This is a genomic window from Streptomyces sp. NPDC001020, from assembly GCF_053599115.1.
This window is the reverse complement of the sequence record NZ_JBSFLQ010000034.1, coordinates 58,768-81,865: the sequence shown is the minus strand read 5'-3', so window position 1 is coordinate 81,865 and position 23,098 is coordinate 58,768. Positions and strand designations below refer to the sequence as shown.

General features: G+C 70.7%; 16 protein-coding genes and 2 pseudogenes. 8 read left to right on the top strand and 10 right to left on the bottom strand.

Annotated elements, in window-relative coordinates; genetic code table 11:
- Positions 1–48 precede the first annotated feature (48 nt).
- Complete coding sequence (locus ACWDEX_RS27860; protein WP_450466943.1) at positions 49–1,716, top strand: ABC-F family ATP-binding cassette domain-containing protein; 1,668 nt, start codon at positions 49–51, stop codon at positions 1,714–1,716.
- A gap of 251 nt (positions 1,717–1,967) precedes the next feature.
- Here the strand turns inward: ACWDEX_RS27860 and ACWDEX_RS27855 are convergent, their stop codons facing one another.
- The gene (locus ACWDEX_RS27855) at positions 1,968–4,349 is read right to left on the bottom strand and encodes an ABC transporter permease (RefSeq protein WP_450466942.1); all 2,382 of its coding nucleotides are present in this window, start codon (positions 4,347–4,349) and stop codon (positions 1,968–1,970) included.
- Positions 4,349–5,116, bottom strand: coding sequence for an ABC transporter ATP-binding protein (locus tag ACWDEX_RS27850; RefSeq protein WP_450466941.1), 768 nt, complete (start codon positions 5,114–5,116; stop codon positions 4,349–4,351). The genes ACWDEX_RS27855 and ACWDEX_RS27850 overlap by 1 nt, the downstream gene beginning before the upstream one ends.
- Before the next feature lie 110 nt (positions 5,117–5,226).
- Here ACWDEX_RS27850 and ACWDEX_RS27845 point away from each other — a divergent pair, with 110 nt between their 5' ends.
- Both ACWDEX_RS27845 and ACWDEX_RS27840 read left to right on the top strand, forming a co-directional pair.
- Positions 5,227–6,447, top strand: coding sequence for a sensor histidine kinase (locus tag ACWDEX_RS27845; protein ID WP_450466939.1), 1,221 nt, complete (start codon positions 5,227–5,229; stop codon positions 6,445–6,447).
- Entirely contained in the window at positions 6,432–7,079 is a 648-nt protein-coding gene (locus tag ACWDEX_RS27840; protein ID WP_450466938.1) for a response regulator, read from the top strand. Before ACWDEX_RS27845 ends, ACWDEX_RS27840 begins: the two co-directional genes overlap by 16 nt.
- 140 nt (positions 7,080–7,219) lie before the next feature.
- Here the strand turns inward: ACWDEX_RS27840 and ACWDEX_RS27835 are convergent, their stop codons facing one another.
- Positions 7,220–7,444 (bottom strand): hypothetical protein, encoded by a 225-nt coding sequence (locus ACWDEX_RS27835; protein WP_450466937.1) that lies wholly within the window; start codon positions 7,442–7,444, stop codon positions 7,220–7,222.
- Positions 7,445–7,458: 14 nt separating this feature from the next.
- Here ACWDEX_RS27835 and ACWDEX_RS27830 point away from each other — a divergent pair.
- Positions 7,459–7,725 (top strand): annotated as a pseudogene (locus ACWDEX_RS27830) (recombinase family protein); the annotation flags it as partial.
- A 222-nt stretch (positions 7,726–7,947) separates the two neighbouring features.
- Here the strand turns inward: ACWDEX_RS27830 and ACWDEX_RS27825 are convergent.
- From ACWDEX_RS27825 to ACWDEX_RS27815, 3 genes and pseudogenes are all read right to left on the bottom strand, one after another.
- A pseudogene (locus ACWDEX_RS27825) lies at positions 7,948–8,031 on the bottom strand (hypothetical protein); the annotation flags it as partial.
- Positions 8,032–8,361: 330 nt separating this feature from the next.
- Positions 8,362–9,030: a hypothetical protein gene (locus ACWDEX_RS27820; protein ID WP_450466936.1), complete on the bottom strand. Its 669-nt coding sequence runs from the start codon at positions 9,028–9,030 to the stop codon at positions 8,362–8,364.
- 123 nt (positions 9,031–9,153) lie between these two features.
- A complete protein-coding gene (locus ACWDEX_RS27815; protein ID WP_450466935.1) occupies positions 9,154–10,140 on the bottom strand; it encodes an ArsR/SmtB family transcription factor in 987 nt (328 codons plus the stop codon).
- 188 nt (positions 10,141–10,328) lie between these two features.
- Here ACWDEX_RS27815 and ACWDEX_RS27810 point away from each other — a divergent pair, with 188 nt between their 5' ends.
- Positions 10,329–11,765, top strand: coding sequence for an alpha/beta fold hydrolase (locus ACWDEX_RS27810; protein WP_450466933.1), 1,437 nt, complete (start codon positions 10,329–10,331; stop codon positions 11,763–11,765).
- A gap of 194 nt (positions 11,766–11,959) precedes the next feature.
- Entirely contained in the window at positions 11,960–12,814 is an 855-nt protein-coding gene (locus ACWDEX_RS27805) for a YwqG family protein (protein ID WP_450466932.1), read from the top strand.
- Positions 12,815–12,865: 51 nt separating this feature from the next.
- Here ACWDEX_RS27805 and ACWDEX_RS27800 read toward each other — a convergent pair whose 3' ends face one another.
- A complete protein-coding gene (locus ACWDEX_RS27800; protein WP_450466931.1) occupies positions 12,866–17,635 on the bottom strand; it encodes a hypothetical protein in 4,770 nt (1,589 codons plus the stop codon).
- An 835-nt stretch (positions 17,636–18,470) separates the two neighbouring features.
- Here ACWDEX_RS27800 and ACWDEX_RS27795 point away from each other — a divergent pair.
- Positions 18,471–19,073 (top strand): DUF2867 domain-containing protein, encoded by a 603-nt coding sequence (locus tag ACWDEX_RS27795; RefSeq protein ID WP_450466929.1) that lies wholly within the window; start codon positions 18,471–18,473, stop codon positions 19,071–19,073.
- 14 nt (positions 19,074–19,087) lie between these two features.
- Here ACWDEX_RS27795 and ACWDEX_RS27790 read toward each other — a convergent pair whose 3' ends face one another.
- Positions 19,088–20,509, bottom strand: coding sequence for an amino acid permease (locus ACWDEX_RS27790; RefSeq protein WP_450466928.1), 1,422 nt, complete (start codon positions 20,507–20,509; stop codon positions 19,088–19,090).
- 281 nt (positions 20,510–20,790) lie between these two features.
- Between ACWDEX_RS27790 and ACWDEX_RS27785 the strand changes: the two genes are divergently transcribed.
- On the top strand, positions 20,791–21,225 hold the full coding sequence (locus ACWDEX_RS27785) for a GNAT family N-acetyltransferase (protein WP_450466927.1): 435 nt from the start codon (positions 20,791–20,793) through the stop codon (positions 21,223–21,225).
- Positions 21,226–21,271: 46 nt separating this feature from the next.
- On the opposite strand, the gene ACWDEX_RS27780 is transcribed toward ACWDEX_RS27785, so the two are convergent.
- Both ACWDEX_RS27780 and ACWDEX_RS27775 read right to left on the bottom strand, forming a co-directional pair.
- The gene (locus tag ACWDEX_RS27780) at positions 21,272–21,862 is read right to left on the bottom strand and encodes an anthrone oxygenase family protein (protein WP_450466925.1); all 591 of its coding nucleotides are present in this window, start codon (positions 21,860–21,862) and stop codon (positions 21,272–21,274) included.
- A 153-nt stretch (positions 21,863–22,015) separates the two neighbouring features.
- On the bottom strand, positions 22,016–22,972 hold the full coding sequence (locus tag ACWDEX_RS27775) for an AraC family transcriptional regulator (protein ID WP_450466923.1): 957 nt from the start codon (positions 22,970–22,972) through the stop codon (positions 22,016–22,018).
- Positions 22,973–23,098 lie beyond the last annotated feature (126 nt).

Genomic DNA, 23,098 nt, shown 5'->3' with positions numbered 1-23,098 from the left:
AGGCATCTGCCCGGCGGGCCGAGTACCGATCACATTGGGAGGATCCCCATGCCTCAGCCGGCCCTGCTGGCCCACGACCTCGTCCGCGTCCACGGTGCGCGAAGGGTGCTCGATGGCATCTCTCTGACCGCCTCCCCCGGGCACCGTATCGGGCTGATCGGGGAGAACGGTGTCGGCAAGTCGACCCTGCTGCGTCTGCTGGCCGGGATGGACGAGCCCGATGCCGGCAGCGTCACACGTCCGCCCGACCTGGGCTTTCTGCAGCAGGAGATGCCGTACGAGGCGGACGCGACGATCACCGGAGTACTCGACGACGCCCTGCGCGAGGCCAGGGAGGACCTCGCTGAGTTGGAACGGCTCACTGATCGGCTCGCGCGGACCTCGCAGGACGCGCCCGAGTACTTCGGGCTGCTCGACGCGTACGGCCTCCGGCTCGAGCAGGCCCAGGAGCGGGAGGCCTGGGACGCCGACCGGCGCGCCGCGCTCGTACTCGACGGCCTGGGGCTTGGCGCCTTCGGGCACGACCGGACGCTCGGATCGCTGTCCGGCGGGCAGCGCGGCCGGCTGGCGCTGGCCGCGCTGCTGGTCCGGCGGCCCTCCGCGCTGCTGCTGGACGAACCGACCAACCACCTCGACGACGACGCCGCCGCCTTCGTCGAGGAGCAGGTGCGCGGCCTGCCCGGGGTCGTCGTGGTGGCCAGTCACGACCGGGCCTTCCTGGACGCCGTGTGCACGGATCTGGTCGACCTCGACCCCGCGATGGACGGCCCGATCCGCTACGGCGGCAACTACAGCGCCTACCTGACCGAGAAACGTGCGGAGCGGCAACGCTGGGAACGGCGCTGGGCCGAGGAGCAGGAGGAACTGGCGGCGCTGCGGGTGTCGGCCGGGGTAACCGCGCGCCGGGTGGCTCCGGACCGAGGGCCGCGCGACAACGAGAAGATGGGCTACGGTCACCGGGCCGGCCGGGTGCAGAGCCAGATCTCCCGGCGGGTGCGCAATGCCGGCCGCAGGCTGGAGGAGCTGGAGCGTTCCCGGGTCGCTGAGCCGCCGAGGCCGCTGCGGTTCGAGAGCACGGCGCTGGCCGCACCGGCGGCGGAGGGCGACGACCCCCTGGTGTCACTGCAGGCTGTGCAGGTGCCGGGCCGACTCCCGCCGGTGAGTGCGGAGGTGTCGGCGACCGACCGTCTGCTGGTCACCGGGGGGAACGGAGCCGGGAAATCGACCCTGCTGGCCGTGCTTGCGGGGCGGCTCGCGCCCGAGGGCGAGGTGCGGCGGCGACAAGGGCTGACGGTGGGGCTGCTCGCCCAGGACACCGTCTTCGACCGGCCGGACCGGATCGTCCGGGATACCTATGAGCTGGTGCTGGGCGTCGAACGGGCGGAGGCGGTGCCGCTGAGCTCGCTGGGCCTGATGCACGAGGCGGACTTGGACAAGCCGGTCGGTCAGCTCTCGGTCGGGCAGCGTCGGCGGCTCGCCCTGGCGCTGCTGGTGGCGCGACCACCGCAGTTGCTGCTGCTCGACGAACCCACCAACCATCTGTCACCGCGTCTGTGCGACGAGCTGGAGGCGGCGCTGGGCAGCGGTCCCGGTGCGATCGTGCTGGCCAGCCACGACCGCTGGCTGCGGGGACGCTGGCAGGGGCGCACGATCCGGCTCGACTCCGACCCGAAGCGGAAGGACGGCGCGGGCACGGCTGCCGGGACGCGCGGCTGATCCGGGGTCGTACGGCTGCGCGGGGCGAAGCCCCGAGAGGACGATCGACGACTGCTCGACCAGGTTGTCCAGGTCCAAAGGGGTACGGGCCACGCTTGCGGGTGACGTTGATGGCTGCGCTGCTGCACGATCGGGACCGAGAGATCACAGACACGCTGGTGGAACTGCTGATGCCCTGCGCAGGATCAAGAACGAGGCATCCTGGATGAACCGGACGCCAGGCCCCGGCCTATGTCTCACGTGCTGCCGTTCTACGTTGTCGCCCGACGCATAGTCCGCCACGTGACGACCACGCTCGCCGCGATCGCCAGCACGAGGGAGCCGAGGATCACCGCGGCGATGGTGGACAGGTTCAGGTGCAGCCCGACCTTCGTGGAGGTCGCTTGGGACAGTCCGGACGCCATGCCGGCCAGCGGGCCCAAGGTCACCAGGACGCCGAGTGCCGCGCCGACCGCGACAACGAGGGCGGTTTCAGCAACGGAGAACAGCAGTAGCTGCCGTATCGTGCCGCCGGCCGACTTCATCACGGCGAAGTCGCGGCGCCGACCGTGCGCGGTCATGGCCATGCTGTTGGCGACGGCGATCCCGCTGTAGCCGACGGCGATGACGATCAGCATGACGGCGAGGCTGTCGGTCAGCTTCGAGTCGGTGGCGTAGTCGTCGAGCGCGAACCGCACCGCGTCGTGCACCGCGGTGCCGGGAACGACCGAGGTGGGCTTCGACTTCATCGGAACGAAGATGTCGTCGGTGAGCGCTGCCGGGTCATGCTCGCGCACTAGCTGACGGGACATCACGAAATCGCCTCGGGCGGGGTCGTCCGGCAGGACCTGGGCGATGCGCACCATTACCGTGGCGCCGTCGGCGAACCTCACCGCGTGCTCGTCACCCGCCTTCACTCCGAGGAAGTCCGCCATCTTCTCGCCGAGCACCGCCTGGCCCGGCTTATTCCAGCGGGCGTCGCGCGAGCCAAGCGCATCGATGACGGTGAGCGTGCCGTCCTTGTCGCGGACGAAGGCCCGGGTCGGCAGCGCGGCCTTGCCCACCGGGTTGGCGGAGACCACCTCGTCGGTGTTGCCCGGGGTCTTGTACGACGTCACGATGACCTGTCCCGTGAGCTTGAGCGCGTCACCCGCCGGGTACGCCACGTGCATCGTCTCGACCATGCCGCTGAGCAGGACGGCGAATCCGACCGCCGCGATCACCGGGGCGGCGAGTGACGCGGCCCGGCGGGAGTTGGCGCTCAGCTCCGCCCGTACCAGAAGCGGAGCGGCCGAACCAAGCCTCTTGAACGGCGTGGTGAGCGCCCACCCTAGGGGGCCGACGAACACCGGTGCGAGCAGCGCCGCTGCCACGATGAGCACCATCGTTGCGAAGATCGCCACGTTGATCCGGGTGTCGGCGCCAGCCGTGGCGGTCCCGATCGCGAGCACCACACCGAGGCCGAGCACGATCAGGCCGCCGATCCAGCGGGAGCGGCTCATCGTCCTGCTGTTCGCCCGGCTGTCCAGCAGCGCCTCGATCGGCGCCACCCGCGCGGCCATCCGGCCGGCCGACCAGGCTCCCAGGACACTGACGCCGACACCGATCGTGGCCGCCGTGAACAGCGGCCACATCGCTACCCGCACGGAGAGCTCGGGCGGCGTCACGTCGAGGCCCTGCAGGATGTTGCCGAGCAGCGGCGCGGCGGCGACACCCACCAGGCAGCCGGCCAGCGCGCCCAGCAGACCGATGAGGCCCGCCTCGCCCAGGATCATCCGGCACACCTGGCGCGGAGACGCACCGATCATGCGTAGCAGGCCGATCTCCTGGCGCCGCAGCCCGGTTGCCAGGACCAGCATGGACGCGACCACGAACACTGTGGTGAACAGACCGAGCGTCGCCATGGCTCCGATGAGCTGGGTGCCGAGGAACCGCTTGTGCTCCACGTACTCCGGCTGGAGCGCGGAGCGGCTCTCGCCGGAGACCACGCTGCCCCTGTCGCCGACGACGCCGGCGGCCCTCGCCTTGATGTCGTCGGCGGACGTGCCCTTGTCGGCGAGGAGCGCGATGGCACCGACACCCGGCTCCTGGCGCGCGGCGAAGTCTTCGGTGAAGTAGTAGCCCGGCCCGTCGACGGTACCGACCACACGGAATTCGGTACGCCCCTTGGTGATGTTGACAGTGAGCTTCTTTCCCGCGGATACGCCGAGCGCCCGGTCCACGACGACCTCGTCGGCGGCGGCCGGTGCCCGTCCGGTGACGAGCACGTATGGCGCGAGCCGTGCGCTCGACCAGCCGTGCCCCGCCACCAGGGCGCCCTCGTCCTCGACCGGCTTGTCGTCGAGGAACGCCTGCGCGTAGAAGGAGCGGTCTACCACCACGGAGGCCACGCCCTGCACCGCGCCCAGCGAGTCGATCAGCGGCCGGGCCTCGTCGGTGCTCCACGGCATCCGGTCCTGCGGGGTCCGGGCCTGGTTGACCGCCTGGGCGGGGATGGCGAGCACGTTGGCCGCTGACAGCCGGGACTGGACCTTGGGGCGGTAGGAGTCGTAGATGATCAGGGTGGTGGTGATGAGTGCCACGCCCACCAGTACCGCGACGAAGGCAGCCAGGAAGCTGGTCCAGCGCTCGCGGACGTTCGCGAAGACCAGCATCACGCCTCCAGGCCGGCCATGTGCGCCGCGATCGAGGCCGCGTTGCGGCCGTCGGCGTTACGGCTGAGGGTGATCTGGTCGGCGATGCGGCCGTCCTTGAGGAATACGACCATATCGGCGACCGCGGCGGCCACCGGATCGTGGGTGACCATGAGGGTGGTCTGCCCCTCCTTGTCGACCAGCAGGCGCATCATCTGCAGCACCTCACGCGAGGTGGTGGTGTCCAGGGCACCGGTGGGCTCGTCCGCGAACAGCACGTCCGGCCGGGTCACGAGGGCGCGGGCGAGCGCGACGCGCTGCTGCTGACCACCGGACAGCTCGCTGGGCCGATGGCCGGCCCGCTCCGCCAGGCCGACTGCGGCGAGCGCGGAGTCCACCTGCTCGCGGCTGACCCGGCGGCCGGCGAAACGGGACGGAAGCTCCACGTTCTGCGCCGCGGTGAGCGATTCGACCAGGTTGAAGGCCTGGAACACGAAGCCGATGCGGTCCCGCCGCAGTTTTGTGCGCTCCTTCTCGTTCTCCTGGCCGATGTCGACGCCAGCCAGCATCACCCGCCCCTCGGTGGGCCGGTCCAGGCCAGCCGCACACTGCAGCAGCGTGGACTTCCCGGAGCCGGACGGGCCCATGATGGCGGTGAACGTCCCGCGCGGAAAACCGATGGAGACGCTGTCCAGCGCGGCGACCGAGCGGTCGCCGGCCCTGTAGATCTTCCGGACGGTCTGCAGTTGAACCGCGTCCGATGCGGGTGCCTGCCTAGTAGTGGTCACGGGGTCGATTCCAGCGGAGCGGCCCAGTGCACCACATTGATCTGCGCTCTACTTCACGGGTAGAACTAGCTCTACTGCGGTGAAACAGTCGCCTGACATACCGTTGCCTCATGCGTCCCAGAACGGCTTGGCAGGCGATGGCTCAGCGTCCTCTGAGCTTCTTGGCCTCCAGTTGGCCGTGGCGGTCACTCGCGTATCTGGCCACCGGTGTCGTGGTCGGCGCTGCGGCCGTGGCGGTGTTCGTGACCGGGCTTGTGGCCGGGCTGATCCTGTTGGTGGTTCTGGTCGGTGTGGCGCCCCTGGTCGGCGTCGTCCTGTCCTCGATCGCTGTGGCGGCGGTCGAGCGGCGCCGGCTGCGGCTCGTCGACCTCGATGCGATGCCGAACCCGCACCGGCGTATGGAGGAGCCCGGGCTGCGCGCCTGGGCGTCGACCCGTCTGACCGAACAGGTCACCTGGCGCGAGCTGCATTTCACGCTCATCTCCGCGGCGGCGCTGTGGTGGCTGGATCTGCTGGTGCTCGCCTTCTCCTTCGGCCTGCCTGCGCTGACCTTCGAGTCGGCCGACAGGACCACCTGGCCGTGGGCGGTCTTCGGCGTCATCGTGCTGCTAGCCTCGCCGTACACCGTGACATCGTGGGCCGGTGCGCGCGCGGCGCTCGCCCGGACCGTCCTCGCCCCCCGCGACGAGGAACTCGGGGAGTCGCTGCAAGAGGTGCACGCGTCGCGGGTCCGGCTCATCGACTCCTTCGACGCGGAGCGCGTACGCATCGAGCGCGACCTGCACGACGGCGCGCAGCAACGACTGGTGGCGCTCGGGATGACTCTCGGTCTGATGCGGCTGGACGTTCCCGAAGGGTCCCCGCTCGTCGCCCAGCTTACCGAGGCCGAAAATCAACTCTCTTTCGCCCACCAGGAGTTGCGCAGTCTGATCCGAGGGCTCAACCCCCCAGTTCTCGCGGACCACGGCCTCGTCGCCGCGGTCGAGGACCATGCGAGCCGTTTCCCCATTCCGGTCACCGTCGATCTCCGGCTGCCGGGACGACTTCCCCGGCAGCTGGAGACCAACGTGTACTTCCTGATCAACGAGGCCATGACCAATATTGCGCGACACAGCGGCGCCCGGAGCGCCAAAGTGCACGGCCGATGCCATTCCGACTTGTTGGTCCTGGAGATCACGGACGACGGACTCGGCGGCGCGGATCCTGCCTCCGGCACGGGGTTGACCGGCCTGGCCGATCGACTGACCGCCCTGGACGGCCGTGTGCGGGTATCCAGCCCGCTGGGTGGCCCGACCCTGCTGCACGTGGAGATTCCATGCCACTTCGTGTGATCCTCGCGGAGGATGCGGTCCTGCTGCGTGAAGGACTGGTCGGCCTGCTCCAGCGGTTCGGGCACGAGACGCTCGCCGCGGTGGGCGACGCCGAGGCGCTCGTCGAGGCCGTCCACCGGTACCGGCCGGACCTGGTGATCACGGACGTACGGATGCCGCCCTCAAACGGGGACGACGGGCTGCGTGCGGCCGTCGGCCTGCGCGAGTCGTACAAGGGGCTGCCGATCCTGGTGCTCAGCCAGTACGTCGAGCGGTCGTACGCCATCCGGCTGCTCGACTCATGCAACGGCGCCGCGGTGGGCTACCTGCTGAAGGAACGGGTCGGCGCGGTCGCCGACTTCATGTCGGCGCTCGACCGCGTCGCAGCCGGCGGGACCGTGGTGGATCCCGAGGTGATCCACCAGCTCGTCAAGCTCCGTCCCGATCCGCTGGAGCGGCTCAGCGCCCGCGAGAAGGAGGTGCTGAGCCTGATGGCGGAAGGGCGGTCCAACGCGAACCTGGCGGCGCACTTGTTCGTCAGCGAAGCCGCCATCAACAAACACATCGGCAGCATCTTCAATAAACTCGATCTGCCGGTCTACACGGACGGGCATCGCCGGGTCCTGGCGGTGCTGGCGTTTCTCAGAGCCTGATGCCGTACGTCCTCCTCCGAGGCCGCCCCACCAAGGGCATGTTGGTACGAGGCCGTTCACGAACAAGCGAGGGGCGACCAGGGGGACGGTCACTGCACGGGAATACCCACGACGACGCGACCAAGATCGGAAGCGAGGGCTCACGGGCGGATCGGCACCGGATCATGCCCACAAAACGGTGTCAAAAGGTCGACGTGCTCAAGAACTTGAGGGGCATCGTTTTCTGTACGGTCTGGCAGGCACAGCCACCGCAGGACGACGACACCGCCGATCTCCTCGCCCCTGTTCCGGCCGCGCGGACCGGCGGCCTCGTGGGATACGCACACGTGTCCACCAAAGGGCAGTTGCTCGACCGGCAGATCCACGCACTCACCGGAGGGTGCATCCGGATCTTCGCCGCCAAGAAGTCCGGCAAGAACGCCGACGCGAGGAATTATGGAAGGCCCTCGACTACCTGCGCGAGGGTGACACCCTCATTGTCCCGTCGCTGGACCGGCTCGGCCGTTCCATCCAGGATCTCATCGCGATCGTGTCCGGTCTGCGCAAGCGTGGCGTCGGTTTCACCTCGCTGCATGAGGCGCTCGACACGACCACGCCCGGCGGACGCCTGGTCTTCCACGTGCTCGCGGCCCTGGCGGAGTCCATCCGCGAGCTCATCGTGCCGGGCACCAACGAGGGCCTGGACGCTGCTCGTGCCCGCGGTGCCAGACTCGGCCGCCCGCCGGCGATGACGGAGGAGCAGGTACGTCACGCCCGCGACCTGCTTGTCCGCCCGGAGAACACCGTCACCTCGATCGCGAAGCTCCTCGGTGGCTCCGCAGTGCGTGCAGGCAGCGTGTCCGCGAGTGGGCTGGCCGCACGCGGCGTTCGCACACGTCGCCAGGGCGGGCCGGGTGGCCTTCCAGTGAGCCCGTCGGCGACGGGCACGTGCGCGGCCGTCCGCGATCGACATCGGCCACTGCTGTTGGGGTCCACGATGGACCTGCTCGCCACCCATGACGAGGCACGCCTGGCGCAGCAACTGCGAGACGAACTCATCGAGAAGCACCCGGACCGCTCGCCCACCCCGCAGGTCGTTCGCAACGCCCTCGAGTCACTCGTCGCAAAGGGGCGGATCCGGCGCCACAAGCAACAGCGATCAGTGAGGTACACCCTCGCGCAGCCGCACAGCACATGACCGCAGGCACAGGAACCGACGTTTCGGCTCCGTGCTTGCACCCCTGTGCACCTGACGGCCCGGCGTAGGGGCGGCAAGCTGCGTGCCGAGATCTCCGGGTGGGCCTCAGCCGACTGCGTCTTCGGGCGCCACCGGGTGTACCTCCAACTCGGGAGCGGCCAGCAGTTCGGCGATCAGCGCCGGGGATCCGCCGACATAGGTGCTTACGAGGTCCACGTCACCGCCGAGACACCAGGCACGGTCCTGCGGCCACCAGAGGTCGGGCAGCTCGGCGAACTCCTCCAGGGACACCGGCGAGACGGCATCGATCAGCGTTCCGGCGAGCAACACCTCCTCCCTGCCAGGTGTCTCGAAGGAAGGAAACCGGTCGAATTCCCACCGCCCGTAGCCGTTCCACAGACCGAACCAACAGTGCTCGGGAGTGCGGGTGTGCCGGGCCAGGACCGGGATCAGGGCCTGGGCGACAGCGGGCGGAGTCGGGCCTTCAGCCGGATGCTCGTCCCAGACGCCGGGCAAGCCGTACTCGGAGGCGTTCTGGTAGTCGCGATCCATCCCGATCAGCTCGTGCCAGTTTGTGCCTGGCGCCACCTCGCGCCCGTAGGCCGTAGCCACCGCGGACCATCGCACCGGCTGCTCGCCCAGGGAAGCCGGGTGCAGAACTCGGGCGTAGGCAGCGAATCCGGGCGCGGCCACACCTGTCACCGTGCCGAAGTCGCCGTACCCCGGGGCCCGCTCGGTGAGCCAGAGGGCCGGACCAAGATCGGCGGTCTGCACACGGAGGCGTCCGTAAATTTCCGGAGCAGGGTCGCGCTCCACTGGTCTGCAGTAGTCCACCAAGCACACTCTGCCATGTCGGGTCACCGGGTCACCTGGGGTGGCCGGCTGGCCCGCCGATGCCTAGTGGGTTGCCGCCAGCCGGGAGCCTGCCGGGGTACGGCGATAGAGCACCGCGCGTCCGGAGCGGGCTCGGGTGACGAGTCCCGCCCGGTGCAGGACACCCAGGTGGTAGGAGACGGTGGCCGGGCTGAGGAAGTGACGTTCGGCGAGCTGCGTGGTGGAGGCCGGGCATGCCAGCGCGGTGAGCAGTCCGGCGCGCGTCGGGCCGAGCAGCCTGGCCAGCTCGACGGAGGGAGGTGTCGCGGCGGTGGCCCGGTCACGCACGGGATAGGCCATCATGGGCGGTCTGCATCCGCCGCGCACAGGGTCCACCGCCACCGCCGGCTGTGCCGCCACCAGTGACGGCACCACGATCACCAGGGGCACGGCGAGTCGCACGGTGAACCGGCTGTCGACGCGCAGCGTGCCGTCGGACCACGCGATGCCGGGATGCAACGAGTTGAAAAGCTCGGCCGCACCGTGGCGGGCCAGTACACCGGCGCACCGGTCGACCTCCGCTTCGAGGGCTGCCCTGGCGGTCTCCCAGTGCGGGGCGAAGGCCAGGTCCCAGTAGCGCCGTAGTTCCTCCGCGATCTGCCGGGCGACATACATGCCGCCGCGTGCCATGGCCCGCCGCACCTCAGGGGGGAGCTGTGCACCGGCCAGACCGCTGGTCGGGCGGCCGTCACGCAGCGCTTCCAGCTCACTCAGAACGCGATCGGGCGGGGTGTTGCGCACCCGCTCCAGTTCCTCCTCGACCGAGGCCGAGTGGCGGGACGGATGCGGGCTGAGGAAGTCGGGCACATAGCCCCCGCTGTCCAGGGCCAACTCCGACAGCAGCGGTAACCGCGCCCGACGTAGCACGCGGCGGGCGCGCGCGATCCAGGGATCGGCGTCCTGGGCCGGGCGTACGCCCCATGGGAGCAAGGTCGCCGTGACCTCGTGCAACGGTGAGACGGCGAAGCGGGAGCGGGCCAACCCGGCGGCGTCCACGATGAGTTCGATCACGGCGCTCCCCTGTCGCTGCCCGAGTCCTTCGAATGTGCTCGAATCCTCGCACGAAGGCTCGCACTGGCAGGTGTGTTCGGCCCAGCCTGGTGTCGGCACGGAACGCGGAGCACATGGGGATGCCAGGGCACCAGGAGCGTCGGCATGCCCGCAGCATCGGGGATACGGGGGTACGGGGAATGTGGCGCATGCGAGGAACCCGGGCGGGCCGCAAGGCGCAAAGGGGTGGAAGACCGGCTTCGCTGGGGGCGGCCGCGCTGGCCGCCGTCAGCGTGCTGGTGCTGTCGGGGACGTGCACGTCCGCGGCACAGGACGGGGCAGCCGCGGAACGGGCCGGAGGGAACGGGGGGCTCTCCGGCGCCGCGGCCTGTCCCGGCCTTGGAGGTTTCACCTGCGCCACGCTGACCGTCCCGCTCGACCACGACGGCGGTGTGCCGGGCCGGCTGAGTCTGAAGGTTGCGGTGGCGGACAACGTGAGGGCCCCGAAGGGCGTCCTGCTCTTCCTCACCGGCGGTCCGGGCCAGCCGGGCGTGCCGTTCGTCGAACGGCTGAGCAAGCTGCTGGGGCCGGTGCTGAAGGACTACCGCCTTGTCGTGGTCGACCAGCGTGGCACCGGCGCCGGCGCGCTCCAATGTCCTGAGTTGCAGCAGGAAATGGGGTCGTCCGACCTCACGCCGCCCACGGCCCGGGCGGTCACGGACTGCGCCGCGGCCATCGGTCCCGAGCGACGCTACTACAGCACCACCGACACGGTCGCCGACCTCGAACTGCTGCGCAAGGCGCTGGGCGTACGGAAGATGACGCTCGACGGTGTGTCGTACGGCACGTACACCGCTGAGCGGTATGCCCTGGCGCACCCGCAGAACGTGGCACGGCTGGTCCTGGACTCGGTGGTGCCGCAGACGGGGTACGACCCGATGGACCGCGCCGCCCTGCGCGCGGCGCCGCGCGTGCTGACGGCGGCCTGCAGGGCGACCGGCTGCACCACGGACCCGGCGGCCGATCTGGCCGAGGTGGTGCGCAGGTACGACAACGGCGCCGATGTGATCGATGCCCTGACCACCTGGGAGTTCGTGGACCCGGACTACGCGGAGATGATCGACGCTCTGCACAAGGCGGCAAGCGGTGACCCCGGACCGCTGCGGGGCCTGATCGCGGGCGTGCGGCAGGGCAGCGCAGCAAGCGCCGAGGAGCTCAGCCAGGGGCTGCACGCCTCCACGCTGTGCCTGGACAGCCGCTACCCCTGGGGCACGTCGGACACACCGGTGTCCGGCCGCCAGGAGGCGCTGGAGAAGGCGGCCGCGGAGCTGACACCTGCAGACTACGGTCCGTTCGACGCCGCCACGGCGACGGGCCTCGGCTCGATGCTCAGCTGCCTGCACTGGCCGCGTACGCCGGTGCCGCCGCTGCCGCCACAGCACCGCAGGCTTCCGGGCGTACCGGTCCTGCTGCTCGGCGGGGACCGGGACCTGTCCACCCCCTTGGAATATCTGTACGACCAGAAGAAACTGACTCCGCAGGCCCAGGCCGTCGTGGTGCCGGGTGCGGCCCACTCGGTGCAGAGCAGGGCGGCCGACGACAGCGGCCGTCAGGCGGTGTTCGACTTCCTGCTGGGGCGGCGCTGACCAGGGCACACCGTACGACGACGAAGGCCCCGTCCGGCTATCGCGCGCTCCGCCGCGGGCCGGGCGGGGCCGGCCACAGGGCGGCCGGACGCAACTGCTCCTCCACCACGCCGGCCTGCGGAAGCGGGAGGATCCGACAGGTTACAGGGGGCCGCGCCGCCGTGTTGTCAGTGCAGGAGCGCATGATCGCTGCCATGACACAGGACCCTGCTGACAGACTTCGTCTGCTCGCCCGTACTCACCTGCCCGAGCACATCGCGCAGCGGTGGATCGGTCTGCTGCGGCCGAGCCTACGGCTGCACAAACACACCGGAACAGACGCGGCTCCCGTCGTCGGCCGACTCGGCGGGCTGCCGCAGCTCCCGGAAGACGAGCCGTGGCCCGTGTGGGAGGGACACGGGCCCCTGGCATTCGTCGCCTCACTCGACTGCGGCCAACTCCCCTCCACCGACCTCGACATCGCCCTGCCCACAGACGGCGTCCTGGCCTTCTTCTACTTCGACGGGCAGCTTGACGACGGCTGTGCAGTGGTCGACCCGGGTGATCCCGATAGTTGGATGGGCGCACGGGTGCTGTACATACCCGCGCATGTGCCGGTCGCCGAGCGGGCGGCGCCGCGGGAGATCCAGACCTACCGCGAAGTGCGACTGACGGCACGGCTGGAGACCACCGCACCCCAGCCGCGGCACCCGGCCGTCTCCCGCGAGTTCACGCCGATGCCGGACGACCACCCAGTGCGTCACGAGGACTTCGAGAAGGCACTGTGGAACCTCTTCGAAGGCACCGAGCACCGTATCGGCGGCTACGCGACCCCGATACAGGACGAGGTGGAGTTCGAGGTGGCCCGTGGCGCCCTGGCCAGTCCTCCGTGGGACGACCCCCGCATCCCGGAAGAGGCCCTGCGCTGGGTGGTGCTCGCGCAGTTCGACACGGACGACGACGCCGACATGATGTGGGGCGACTGTGGTGTCCTCTACTGGCTCATCCGCCCCGAAGACCTGGCCCAGCACCGCTTCGACCGCGCGATGCTCACTTGGCAGTGCGGCTGACGCTCGGGGCGGCCACAGAGCCGGCGGGTGACGGCAGGCCGGCGTCGGGCCTCAGGCCGTCCCACCGGTTCCGCCGCGCTCCCGGTCCCAGGCTGCCGCGAACATCTCGTGCAGCGGTGCCGTGGGCAACACCCGCCCGAATGGGGAGTGGATCTCGTTGCGCCACAGCGGGCGCACCGCGTGTGGTGTCAGTTTCGCGGCCTCCAGCGGCAGATGCGGGGCCTTGAGTTCGGTCCACTCCCCGGGCAGGAACAGGGTTCGGCCCGCCCGTGCGCGCTTGGCCTCCACCACCGCGCCTGTGCCGAGCAGTTCCGCCCGAACCTCCGCGTGCCGCTTGGTCGACCAGCCGTTCCACCGCCGCACGTTGCGGTCGGTGGGTGCGGCCAGCGTCGCCAATTGGAGGTGCAGTGCCGCCGCGTCGGCACCGACCCCGAGCTCCTTCGCCGCTCGCGCAACCAGTTCCGGGCAGGACTGCCGCGGATCCGCCTCGTACGCCCCGACCGGTACCGCTCCCGACTCGGCGCGGCGCATCATCCGGTCCAGCCCGCCGCCGACCAACAGTGGTGCCACTCGGTCCAGTTCCTCGGCCAGGTCGGTGACGTCCCGGACCCGCCGCCACACCTCCGGGTCGGCGACCGCGGCGGGCCGGAGGAAGGCAAGGCCACTGGGCGTGCACACCACCAGTGGCCCGGAGTCGTACGCGTTCACCGGAACCGGGTCCTTCTCCTTGCGCCGATCCGTCGCCACCGGTAGCCGCTCGGGCCCGAACCGTTCCGCGATCCGGGCCGAGGTGTCCTTGATCCGCCCACTGGGCAGCGCCATCAGCAGCTCCGGGCGGTCCAGTTCGGCCCTCAACCGCTCGTAGAGCTTCATCGCGCCGGCCACTGCCGGGTCACCGACGGGCCGGTCGGTCCATGCCCACACCAACGCGCTCGCTATCGCCCGGAGGTCGAGGCCTACCCGTGTCCCGTAGGGCAGCTCGGTCACCGTCGGCGGCACGGCCCGGACCTCGACCCCGGTGCCGTACGGGGTCCCCGCCAACTCCCAGCCGACCGCCTCGACGGTCGCGTCCACCGCGGCCCCGTACCCGCCCCCGAGCCGCCGGGCCCATACCTCGGACAGCCCCAGCTCGGCTTCCAAGGCGTCGGCCGCCTCGTCGTGCACGGCCGTCAGGACGCCCAAGAGCTCCCGCCACACCTCGGCCATTCGCTCCACGGCCGCCTCGACGCCTCCGGGCCGCCACAGCTCGGTCGGGTCCGCGGGCAGAGCCGCTGCGAGGACGGCCCTTTGGCCCGCGCTCCCGAGCCGCGCCAGCAGCCGGTCGTAGGTCTCGGCCGTCATCGCCGTGGCCTTGTACGGGGCCTTGCGCACCAGGGCTCGGTGCTCCTCCTGCTCGGAGCGGCCGACGAGACCGGCCACCACGAGCCGGGCCACAGCCCGTCGTACGCCTGTCAGTTCGGCGAAGCGCGCGGCCGCCGCCTCCGGCACCGGGACCGGCCCGTGCTCCTCGATCGCCGCCACCAGGGACCGCAGCCGGGCGGCGTCGTCCCGCTCCACCCGGACGAGCCGCGCCTGTGGAACCCCGACCCGCACCGGATCGTCCTCCGGTTCCTCGGCGGCCGCCGCCACGAACCAGCACTCCGAGCCTCCAGCCCGCACCGCACCGGACGCCACCGCGATCCCTCCGTCCCGCAGCCCGTCCAGGACCTCGGCGGACGTGCGGCCCACCCACCATCGCCGGCCCGCGCGGGCGAACGGCAGGTCGGCCCAGGTGTCCAGTAGCGCCACCAAGGCGGCGCGCGCCGCGTCCGGGGTCGGTGCCACCGCTGCTCGCCAGGCCGCGGCATCGATCGCACCCATCAGCTGCGACCAGTCGCGCGGCGGTGCAGGCGGCGAGAGCCGCCGCACCTCCTCCACGATGGTCCCCGCCAGGCAGGCACCGTCGGCGACCAGCGCGCTCAACGTCGCCGGCAGCGCCGCGTCCGGGCTTCGCCGCCACGGATCCCGATCCTCGTCCGAGACCAGCCCGAACAACGCGGGCATCAGCTCGGTGTCCGGAACGGACCGGCGCGGCAGGACCGGCGGTGCCTGCGCGAGGAGGGTGACCCGCCGGTGCAGGGCGAGCCGGCGCTCCTCCACCCGGGCGGCCCGCTCGGCCACCGCGACGACCGCCTCGACCAGTACCGGTTCGGTGACCTCGGGCAACTCCCGTGCCACGGCGGCGCGCAGTGTCTCGGCATCGGTGCGGGCGGCCGTCAGCAACGCTTCGGCCGTGTCCCGTCCCACGGACCGTAGCGCCCTGGATCCGGCCGCGTCCCGGGTCCGCAGCAGATACCAGAAGGCGGGCGGCAGGGCCACGCCGTCCGAAACGGTGACCCGCCGGACCGGCTTCGCCCGCGGGTGCCGGGGCGATCGATGCCCGTCCAGCTCCCACAGCAGGCCCCCGTCGGCGGCGTACGCGCGCACGCCCGTCCGGGTCTCCGCCTCGGCGAGGATCACGTCCTGATCCGCGCCCTGAGGCGGCGCCCACAGAGCCCACGGCTCCTGCCCCGGCCGGTCGATGTCGAACCGGGCCGTGCGCCCGTCCACGCTCTCCACCAGGAAGTGGTCGGGCGCGTGGTCGCGGTGCCGGGTGCGGAACAGCACTCGGGTCCCGACAAGCCCGTCCCGGCTGCCCAGCGGGGAATCGACCAGCCCGGCGGGCAGCGGCGCCAGTTGCAGGGCCTCGACGGCCAGGGACATGCCGGCCTCGGACGGATCCGCGTCCGGATCAGGGGCGCGGCCCGGGAAGTCCGGCAGCGCCCCCGCGCCCTGAGGGTCCCCGGTGACCGGATCCACCACCTCCCACGGCCGCCGCCCGAAGACGGCGTTGGTCCAGATCCGTGAGCCGTCGCCGAGTTGCAGCTCGTCGCGGTCGATTCCCTCCCTGCCGCCCGGGCGCAGCACCCGTTTGCCGCCGTGCCGCCCGCCCCTGTCGGCGGTCTCGAACTGGAAGCCGTACGCGCCATCCAGGCTGCCCCCGAAGGGCACCAGGCCGCCCGCCTCGTCCGGGGTGAACGGCTCGTCGGGCCGATCCGCCCAGACGGCGGTGTCGCAGTGGTACGGATCCGGGGCGAGAGTCCAACTCACCAGGAAGGAGCCGCCCACATAGTGGACCGCGAACATGGTCGCGTCGTCGGGCACCGCGAACCGGCAGGAGCCCCGCACGCCCTCAGGGGCGACGGCGACCGCGCGGTCACGCCCGAACACCGTCAGCACCGGCCAGGTGGCGGTCACCCCCGCCACCCCGGGCAGCGCCCCGCCCACCGCTTCCTCGGGCCCCTCACCTGTCGCGTTCCGCGTGCTCTCGGCGAACTCCGCATACACCGACTCCAGGGCCGGCCATGCCAGTTCCTCCGGCAGGCCAGCTGCCAGCGAGCGCCGCAGCGCGCCTGCCGCTCCCGCCTCGGCGAGGGCCTCGGTGATCCCACCGAGCGCCGCCACCGTCGGCCGGTCCAACAGGACTTCCAATTCGGCGACGGCCTCCTCGGCCCCCGCCATGCCGCCGCCCGCGATGGTTTCCACGAGCTTGCCGACCCGCCCGGCGACCTCCTGGGCGATGCCCTCGTTGCCCGGCAGCAGGGTCACCGCCGAACCGGACCGGCGTCGGCGCACCGGTGACCAGCTCGGGAGTAGCTCCGCGTGTACGGTGCCTTCCAACCGAGGGCCGAACACCGGGTCGGCGGCCAGCGCGGCCAGGTCCCGCCGGGACCGCTCACCCCAGAACCGCATCCGGATCTCCGGGCCGGGATCGACAACCGCCACCCCAGCGGCCAGACAGGCATCCAACAGGTCCGCGTCGAAACCCTGGTAGTGGTGCCGGGTCGTGTGCACCGTCACCGGGGTGCCCTCTGCCCGTAGCCTTGGCCCCAACCCGCCCACCAGATCGAGGAATTCCATCGGCAGTTGCTGCCGCGCGACCCCGCCGCCGGGCTGCGCCGCGTACTGGTACATGTGCACGAACTTCCCCACCCAGTGGTGCAGTCCTCCCTCGGGCACTACCCGCCCGGCTTCCATCGCCTCCGCCGCGCCGCAGCCGATCAGCACCCGCAGCCAGGCCCCGCCGTCGGTCGCCCCGTCCGGAAAGACCTCCACCAGCCCGGCGGCGGTCGTGTCCGTCGGCGGGTGGGCCGCCAGGATCGGGCCGACGGCGTCCAACAGTGCGTCCGGCACCGACTTCTTCCGCGTGACCGACAGGATCTCGCCGACCACACGCGCGACTTCCTCGTCCCCGTGCCCGGCCGACTTGGCGGAGGCCTGCACCCGGCGCACCAGATCTGCCGGCAGGTCCGCCGGCGAGTCCGCCCACGCGGTCAGGAACGCGCCGAGGGCCGTGTGCGCGGCGGCCGGCTCCAACGTCTCGGCGAGGAACCGCTGATGGGCCCCGAACTCCTTGACCGGCATGGCCCCGCCCGTCGCGAACAACAGCGCGTTGGCCCGGCGATAGCCAGGATCCACCGGCAGCCCGTGCTCTGCCTCAGCCGCCCGCGCCGCCGCGTAGGCCCGCCCGCCGGGCCGGCTTCCGCAGCCGATCAACCGGTGACCCACGGTGTCCCAGAACCACGGCAGGTGTGCCGGTGGCAGGCGCCGGGCCCGCACCGCCATCGCGTCGACGAACCGACCGGGTTTGGTCCAGGACCGGCCGAGTTCGGTACGCATGTCCTCGATCAGCTCGCGCGCGGTCCCGACCGCCTCCGGGTCGTGGACGGCGACCCAGTCGGCGTAGGTGGTCGAGGCATGTGGACCTGCGGTGGGCACCAGGGATTCCAACGAGACGAACATGCCTCGGATCGTCGCACACCCCACTGACAGAGCCCCGACCGAAGGATTCCACCGCGACGCGGCCGGCAGTCCGGGCGGCACTGAAGGCCGAAGCCAAACCCTGCCCGCTCTCATCAACAGCGCTCAGGGGTACCGGAACTGGGACTTGTCGCGCGAGTTGAGGCAGCGGATCCGGCCGCACCCGGATCGAGGAGATCGAGGCGCGACACGGGTGTTACTACATGTCTACATGGATATGAGGGATGCCGGGGGAATGTAAGTCTTCGTCTGCTGGGGCGTCCGAGACCGGACACCATCCGCCCACGGCGCGGGCCGCGCCTCCGGGCCTGGGCCTACTGACCCAGGTCCGGACCCCCACTTCGTGCGGAAACGTCAGCTCGATGCCGACGCCCGCAGGCCGTCCCGGTACGTCGCGTACGCGGGCTTCCAACCGAGTGTTTTCTTCGCCCTGGCGTTGGACACCCGCATTCCGGTGTCCAGTACGAGCGACGACACGTACGGCGCGGCCAGCCACCGGGTAAGTCCCCGTTCCCTGTCGCCGACTCGGCCTCGGGGACGGCTCCAGCCCGGCCTTCGCTCCTTCTCCCACGCTCAGGCCGGGCGGTTCTTCGCCGCAGCCCCTACCGGATCGATGCCTCCGCGATCCTGCGGGCCTCGGCCTGGCCGTATGTCGTTCCGGCCGACGGTGCACCTGCCGGCTTCGCGGGGGCCGGTCACGGGCGCTACCTCAGGAGCCACTTTCGAGTGAGTTCCCTCACGCCATCCTCTTCTATACGGGGGCGTATAACCTGGTCTAGCCTTCTCTATACGGCATCGTATAGATAGGGGCCAGCTCATGAGACTCCCCAAAACCGCATACACGTCCCGCCATTGGCGGATCCACGAGATCGCCGATGACTTCCACCTCGAGGACGTGTGGGACCTTCCGACACCAGGCGGTCCCGACGACCTCCCGCACCTGGTGCGCCAGATCGCGAACGGCGGGGGCGACACGAGGACGACCCGCTCCCCCGCGTACCGCGTGCTCTTCGCGGCCCGCTGGACACTCGGGAGGTGGTTCGGCTGGGACAGGCCCGGCACCGGCACCGACGGCCGGGTGCGAACGCTGCGCGACCGGCTGCCGACGGACCTGCGGGAGTGTCCCCGGGGGCCTGACCTGCGTTCGCTGCCGTTCACCTCCGTCTACCAACTGCATGACGAGTGGGTGGCCGAGACAGCCAACCAGACTGTGCACGCGGTGATGCACCTCGGCTGGGTCCCGGATGGGGCCGGTAACTATCGCGGTCAGATGGCCGTCCTGGTGAAGCCGAACGGACTGTTCGGCACCGCATACATGACCGGTATCAAGCCCTTCCGGTACCTGGGGGTGTATCCGGCACTGTTTCGCGCGATGGGACGTGAATGGCAGGCGAGTGCCGCCGACAGATGCGCGGGATGACCGGTCCTGTCCGATCAGCAGCCGACGGCGTCGCCAGGCCGCCTCTGTCGGCGGGCCGCCATCACCGCGTAGACGATGACTCCGGCGAACAGGAACAGCACACCCTGGTACACCGCCGCGTACCCGGCGCCCGCGACGAGCCACATCGTGAAAGCGGCCGCGACCGCCGTGACCAGGGCGTCCCGCACCAGCCGCGCCCGGTCGACCCGCTCGCGCCGCCCAGAGACAAGGTGGAAGATCTGGGCGGCCGTGGCCAGCAGGTACGGCACCGTCGCGGTGAACGTGGTGACGAGGACCAGCATCTCGAAGACCTTGACCGAGCCCGATGTGTAGTTGTAGACGGTGAGCAGCGAGGCAAGGACAACGGTGACGGCGACCCCGACGGTCGGAACGCCGCGCCGCCTGCGCGCGAAGGCGGCGGGGAACAGGCCGTCCTTCGCCGCGGCGTACGGGGTCTGGGCACTGAGCAGCGTCCAGCCGTTCAGGCAGCCGGTCATCGACACCAGCGCGGCGAGCGCGACGGCCCAGCCACCCCAGGTGCCGCCGAACATGACGTTCACGGCGTCAGAGAAGGGCGCGGTGGACTTCACCAGGCGGTCGTGGGCTACCGAGCCGAAGACGGACAGCGTGCCCAGCAGGTAGACGAGCGCCGCGCCCGTGGTACCGATGACGGTGGCACGTCCCACATTGCGGCGGGGGTTCTTCACCTCGCCCGCGCTGACGGCGGCGGACTCCACCCCGAGGTAGGAGAACAGCAGGAGTGCGGCGGACGCGGAAACAGCGCCGATCATGCTGCCGCCGCTCGCCTGGAACGGTCCGAGGTTGTCCGGGTCGAAGAAGAACAGCCCGCCCAGCGCGACGAGCAGGAGCGGCACGAACTTGAGCACGGTGGAGACGAGCTGGACGGCGCCCACGTAGCGGCTGCCCGCGAAGTTGGCGAGCGCGGGCAGCCACTGCAGGGTGAGCGCTGCCAGGCATGCGGTCCAGCGGTGGTGGTTCACCGGGATCAGCACGTCGAGGTAGCCGACGGCGGCGACGGCGAGCGCCGCGTTCGACACCCACGTGGTGATCCAGTACGCCCAGGCGGCGAGGAAGCCGGCGAAGTCGCCGAAGGCCGCGCGGGCGTAGACGTAAGGCCCACCGGTGCGCGGGTCACGTTGGGCGAGTCGACCGAAAACCAGGGCGAGGGCGATGGCGCCGACGGTCAGGAGACCGAAGGCGACCAGGCTCACAGTGCCGTACGGGGCGACGGACGCCGGCAGCAGGAAGATGCCGCCGCCGATGATGTTGCCCATGACCAGCGCGGTGGCAACGGGCAGCCCGAAGCGACGGGCATGTCTACCGGTGTCGCCGGTGAGGTCCTCGGCGGAGGCGGAGGCCGCAGGGTTCTCCTGCAGGGCCGGAGCCGACTGCGGGGCGGTTCCGGTGACGTGCATGGGGTGGTGCGCCTCTCTCCTGACCGGTGCCCGGGACGCCGGGACGGGCCCAATAATCCGGCATGGTCAGATGTGATGCCAAATAGCCCCCTTTTTTACTGTGAGGGCACTATGGCGCTGCAAAAGGTGCGCCACCATGGGTTCCGGGCAGGGAATCGTCCAGCGGCACCCGGAAGCCGTCCGACTCGTATCCGCAAGATCACGCAACGTGTCCGTGCCCGGTTTCCCGTGACCGGCATCCGGCCGCCTTCGCTGTGCCGGTCGCTGGTTACGCTCCTTGCATGGACATCCGTGTAGAGATCATCCGGGAGACGAGTCAGCAGCTCATCGACGCTTTCAACAGGTTGCTCCCGCAGCTGTCCTCGACTGCGGAGCCGCTCGATCACGACACGATCGACCGGGTGGTGGCCTGTGACGCCAACACAGTGCTCGTAGCCCGGACGTCCGACGCGATCGTCGGCACCCTCACACTGGTGCTGCTGCCCTTGCCGTCCGGCATGCGGGCCCGCGTCGAAGACGTGGTCGTCGACCGTACGGCGCGGGGACGGGGAATCGCCGGCCTCCTCACCCGGGAAGCCTTGCGGATCGCCCAGGAGGCGGGTGCTCTGACGGTTGACCTCACCTCTCGACCGGATCGTGAGGCGGCGAACCGGCTCTATGTACGGCTCGGCTTCAAGGCGCGACAGTCCACGGTCTACCGCTTCCCGATCGAGTAGTCCGTCGGGAATCCCGGCAGCACCCGGTGGGGCGCCGCCGGTGCTGTCAGCGACCGCGGAGCACCGCGTCCGCGCGACCGTTGAGCCTGACAGCGTAGGCGATGCAGCCCAGGGCAGCGGTGTTGAGCACGGTACGAAGGATGTTAGTGCCCTCCCACGTGGTCCTGAACTTGTCGATGACGGAGAAGTCGTGGACCTTGGCGGGGTTGCCGAGGTCGGCGAGCTCGTTGTTGAGCGGAATGTTCACGGCGAAGGTGATCAGCAGGACCAGGAGGTACAGCCCGGTGGCCACGCCCGCCCACAGGGCGACCGCCCTACGGCCACGGCGGTACTCGATGACGGTGGCGGCCCCGGCGGCCAGGAGCGCGCCGGTGAAGACGAGGCCGAACAGACCATTGCCGTCGATCTCGCTGTTGAAGTTCTGCATCGCGGTGGCGAAGGTGCGGTTGTCGGTACTGTTCAGCCCGGGCATGACCGACACGTCGAAGGCGAGGAACAGTCCGGCCATGAGACCCACCGCGACTGTCGACACGATGAGCAGCGGACCGGCCGTCCTGCTCGGTCGTTCGGCCGGCCGCGGCGGTGTGAGGGCGTGGCTGCCCAACTGGCCGTGCTGCTGGTACGGGTCGGCTGTCATCGGTGCTTCCTCGCTACTGGTCGAGAGAACGTCGGGAGAATGATGGGTGGGAGACCGGCGCTCGCTCACGGCCGCCCCGTGGATGGGGCTCGGCCCAGCGTGAAGCCGCGCCGCGTCCACGAGCCTGCGTCTTCCAATGGTGGAATCTCCACCTCAGGTCCGTTGAGTGCCCGCGATCGCCTGGTCGCGGTGTTCCTGGGGACTGATCCCGCGTACCCGTTTGAAGGCGGAGCTCAGTGCGAAGCCACTGCTGTAGCCGACCCTGCGGGCCACCGTGGCCAGCGTCATATCCGGTTCGCGCAGCAGGTCCGCGGCAAGGGTGAGCCGCCAGCCGGCGAGGTAGGCCATCGGTGGCTCCCCGACGACGGCGGTGAAGCGGCGGGCGAGCTGGGCCCGGGAGACCCCGACCTTGCGGGCGATCGACTCGACCGTCCACGCATGGGCGGGGCTGTCGTGCAGCAGCCGCAGTGCCGGCCCCACGACCGGGTCGCTCTGAGCCCGGTGCCAGGCCGGTGCGCCGGATTCGGGGTCGGCCAGCCAGCCGCGCAGTACGTTGATCAGTAGCAAGTCCAGCAGGCGGTCCAGGACGAGTTCCTGACCCGGTTCGTCCCGGACCACCTCCTTGGCGAGCAGCCCGATCAGCGGGTCGCTGCCCTCTGCGGCGGGGCGCACCAGGACGACGGGCAGGGTGTTCAACAGGCGGCGGCCGATCTCGCTGGGCGCCTGGTAGGTGCCGGAGAGCATCACCGCCGAACCCCCGCCGAGCGCGTCGCCCCAGGTACGCACGCCGAGGGCCATGGTGTCCGTGACGTCCTCCCCCGCGGCGCTGTTGCACCGCTGATCGGGGCCCACGGTGATCTGCACGACGGTGTCGAGGGCGTCGGAGATGACGTACGGGTCGGGCCCGCGCATCACCGCCACGTCGCCGGGCCGCAGCAGGACCGGGTCGGCATGGTCGGGCCTGATCCAGGCGTTGCCGTGCACCATCGTGCCCACCGAGATCGGCGCCCGGTCCTCGATCCTCAGCGCCCACGGCGGGTTGAAGACCGACTTGAGCAGGAAGGCTCCGCGTGCCTTGGGCCCCTCGAGGAGGCCTGCGATCGTGTCCATGTCGTCCTTTGAGGTGTGTTGCGGGGCCGGCCCACTTGCTCGGCGAGGGTACGTACGGGGAACCGGTGACTCGGAAACAGGGAAGCCCGCACGGGTAGGCGCCGGCGCGCACTGCCCGGGTCCGGC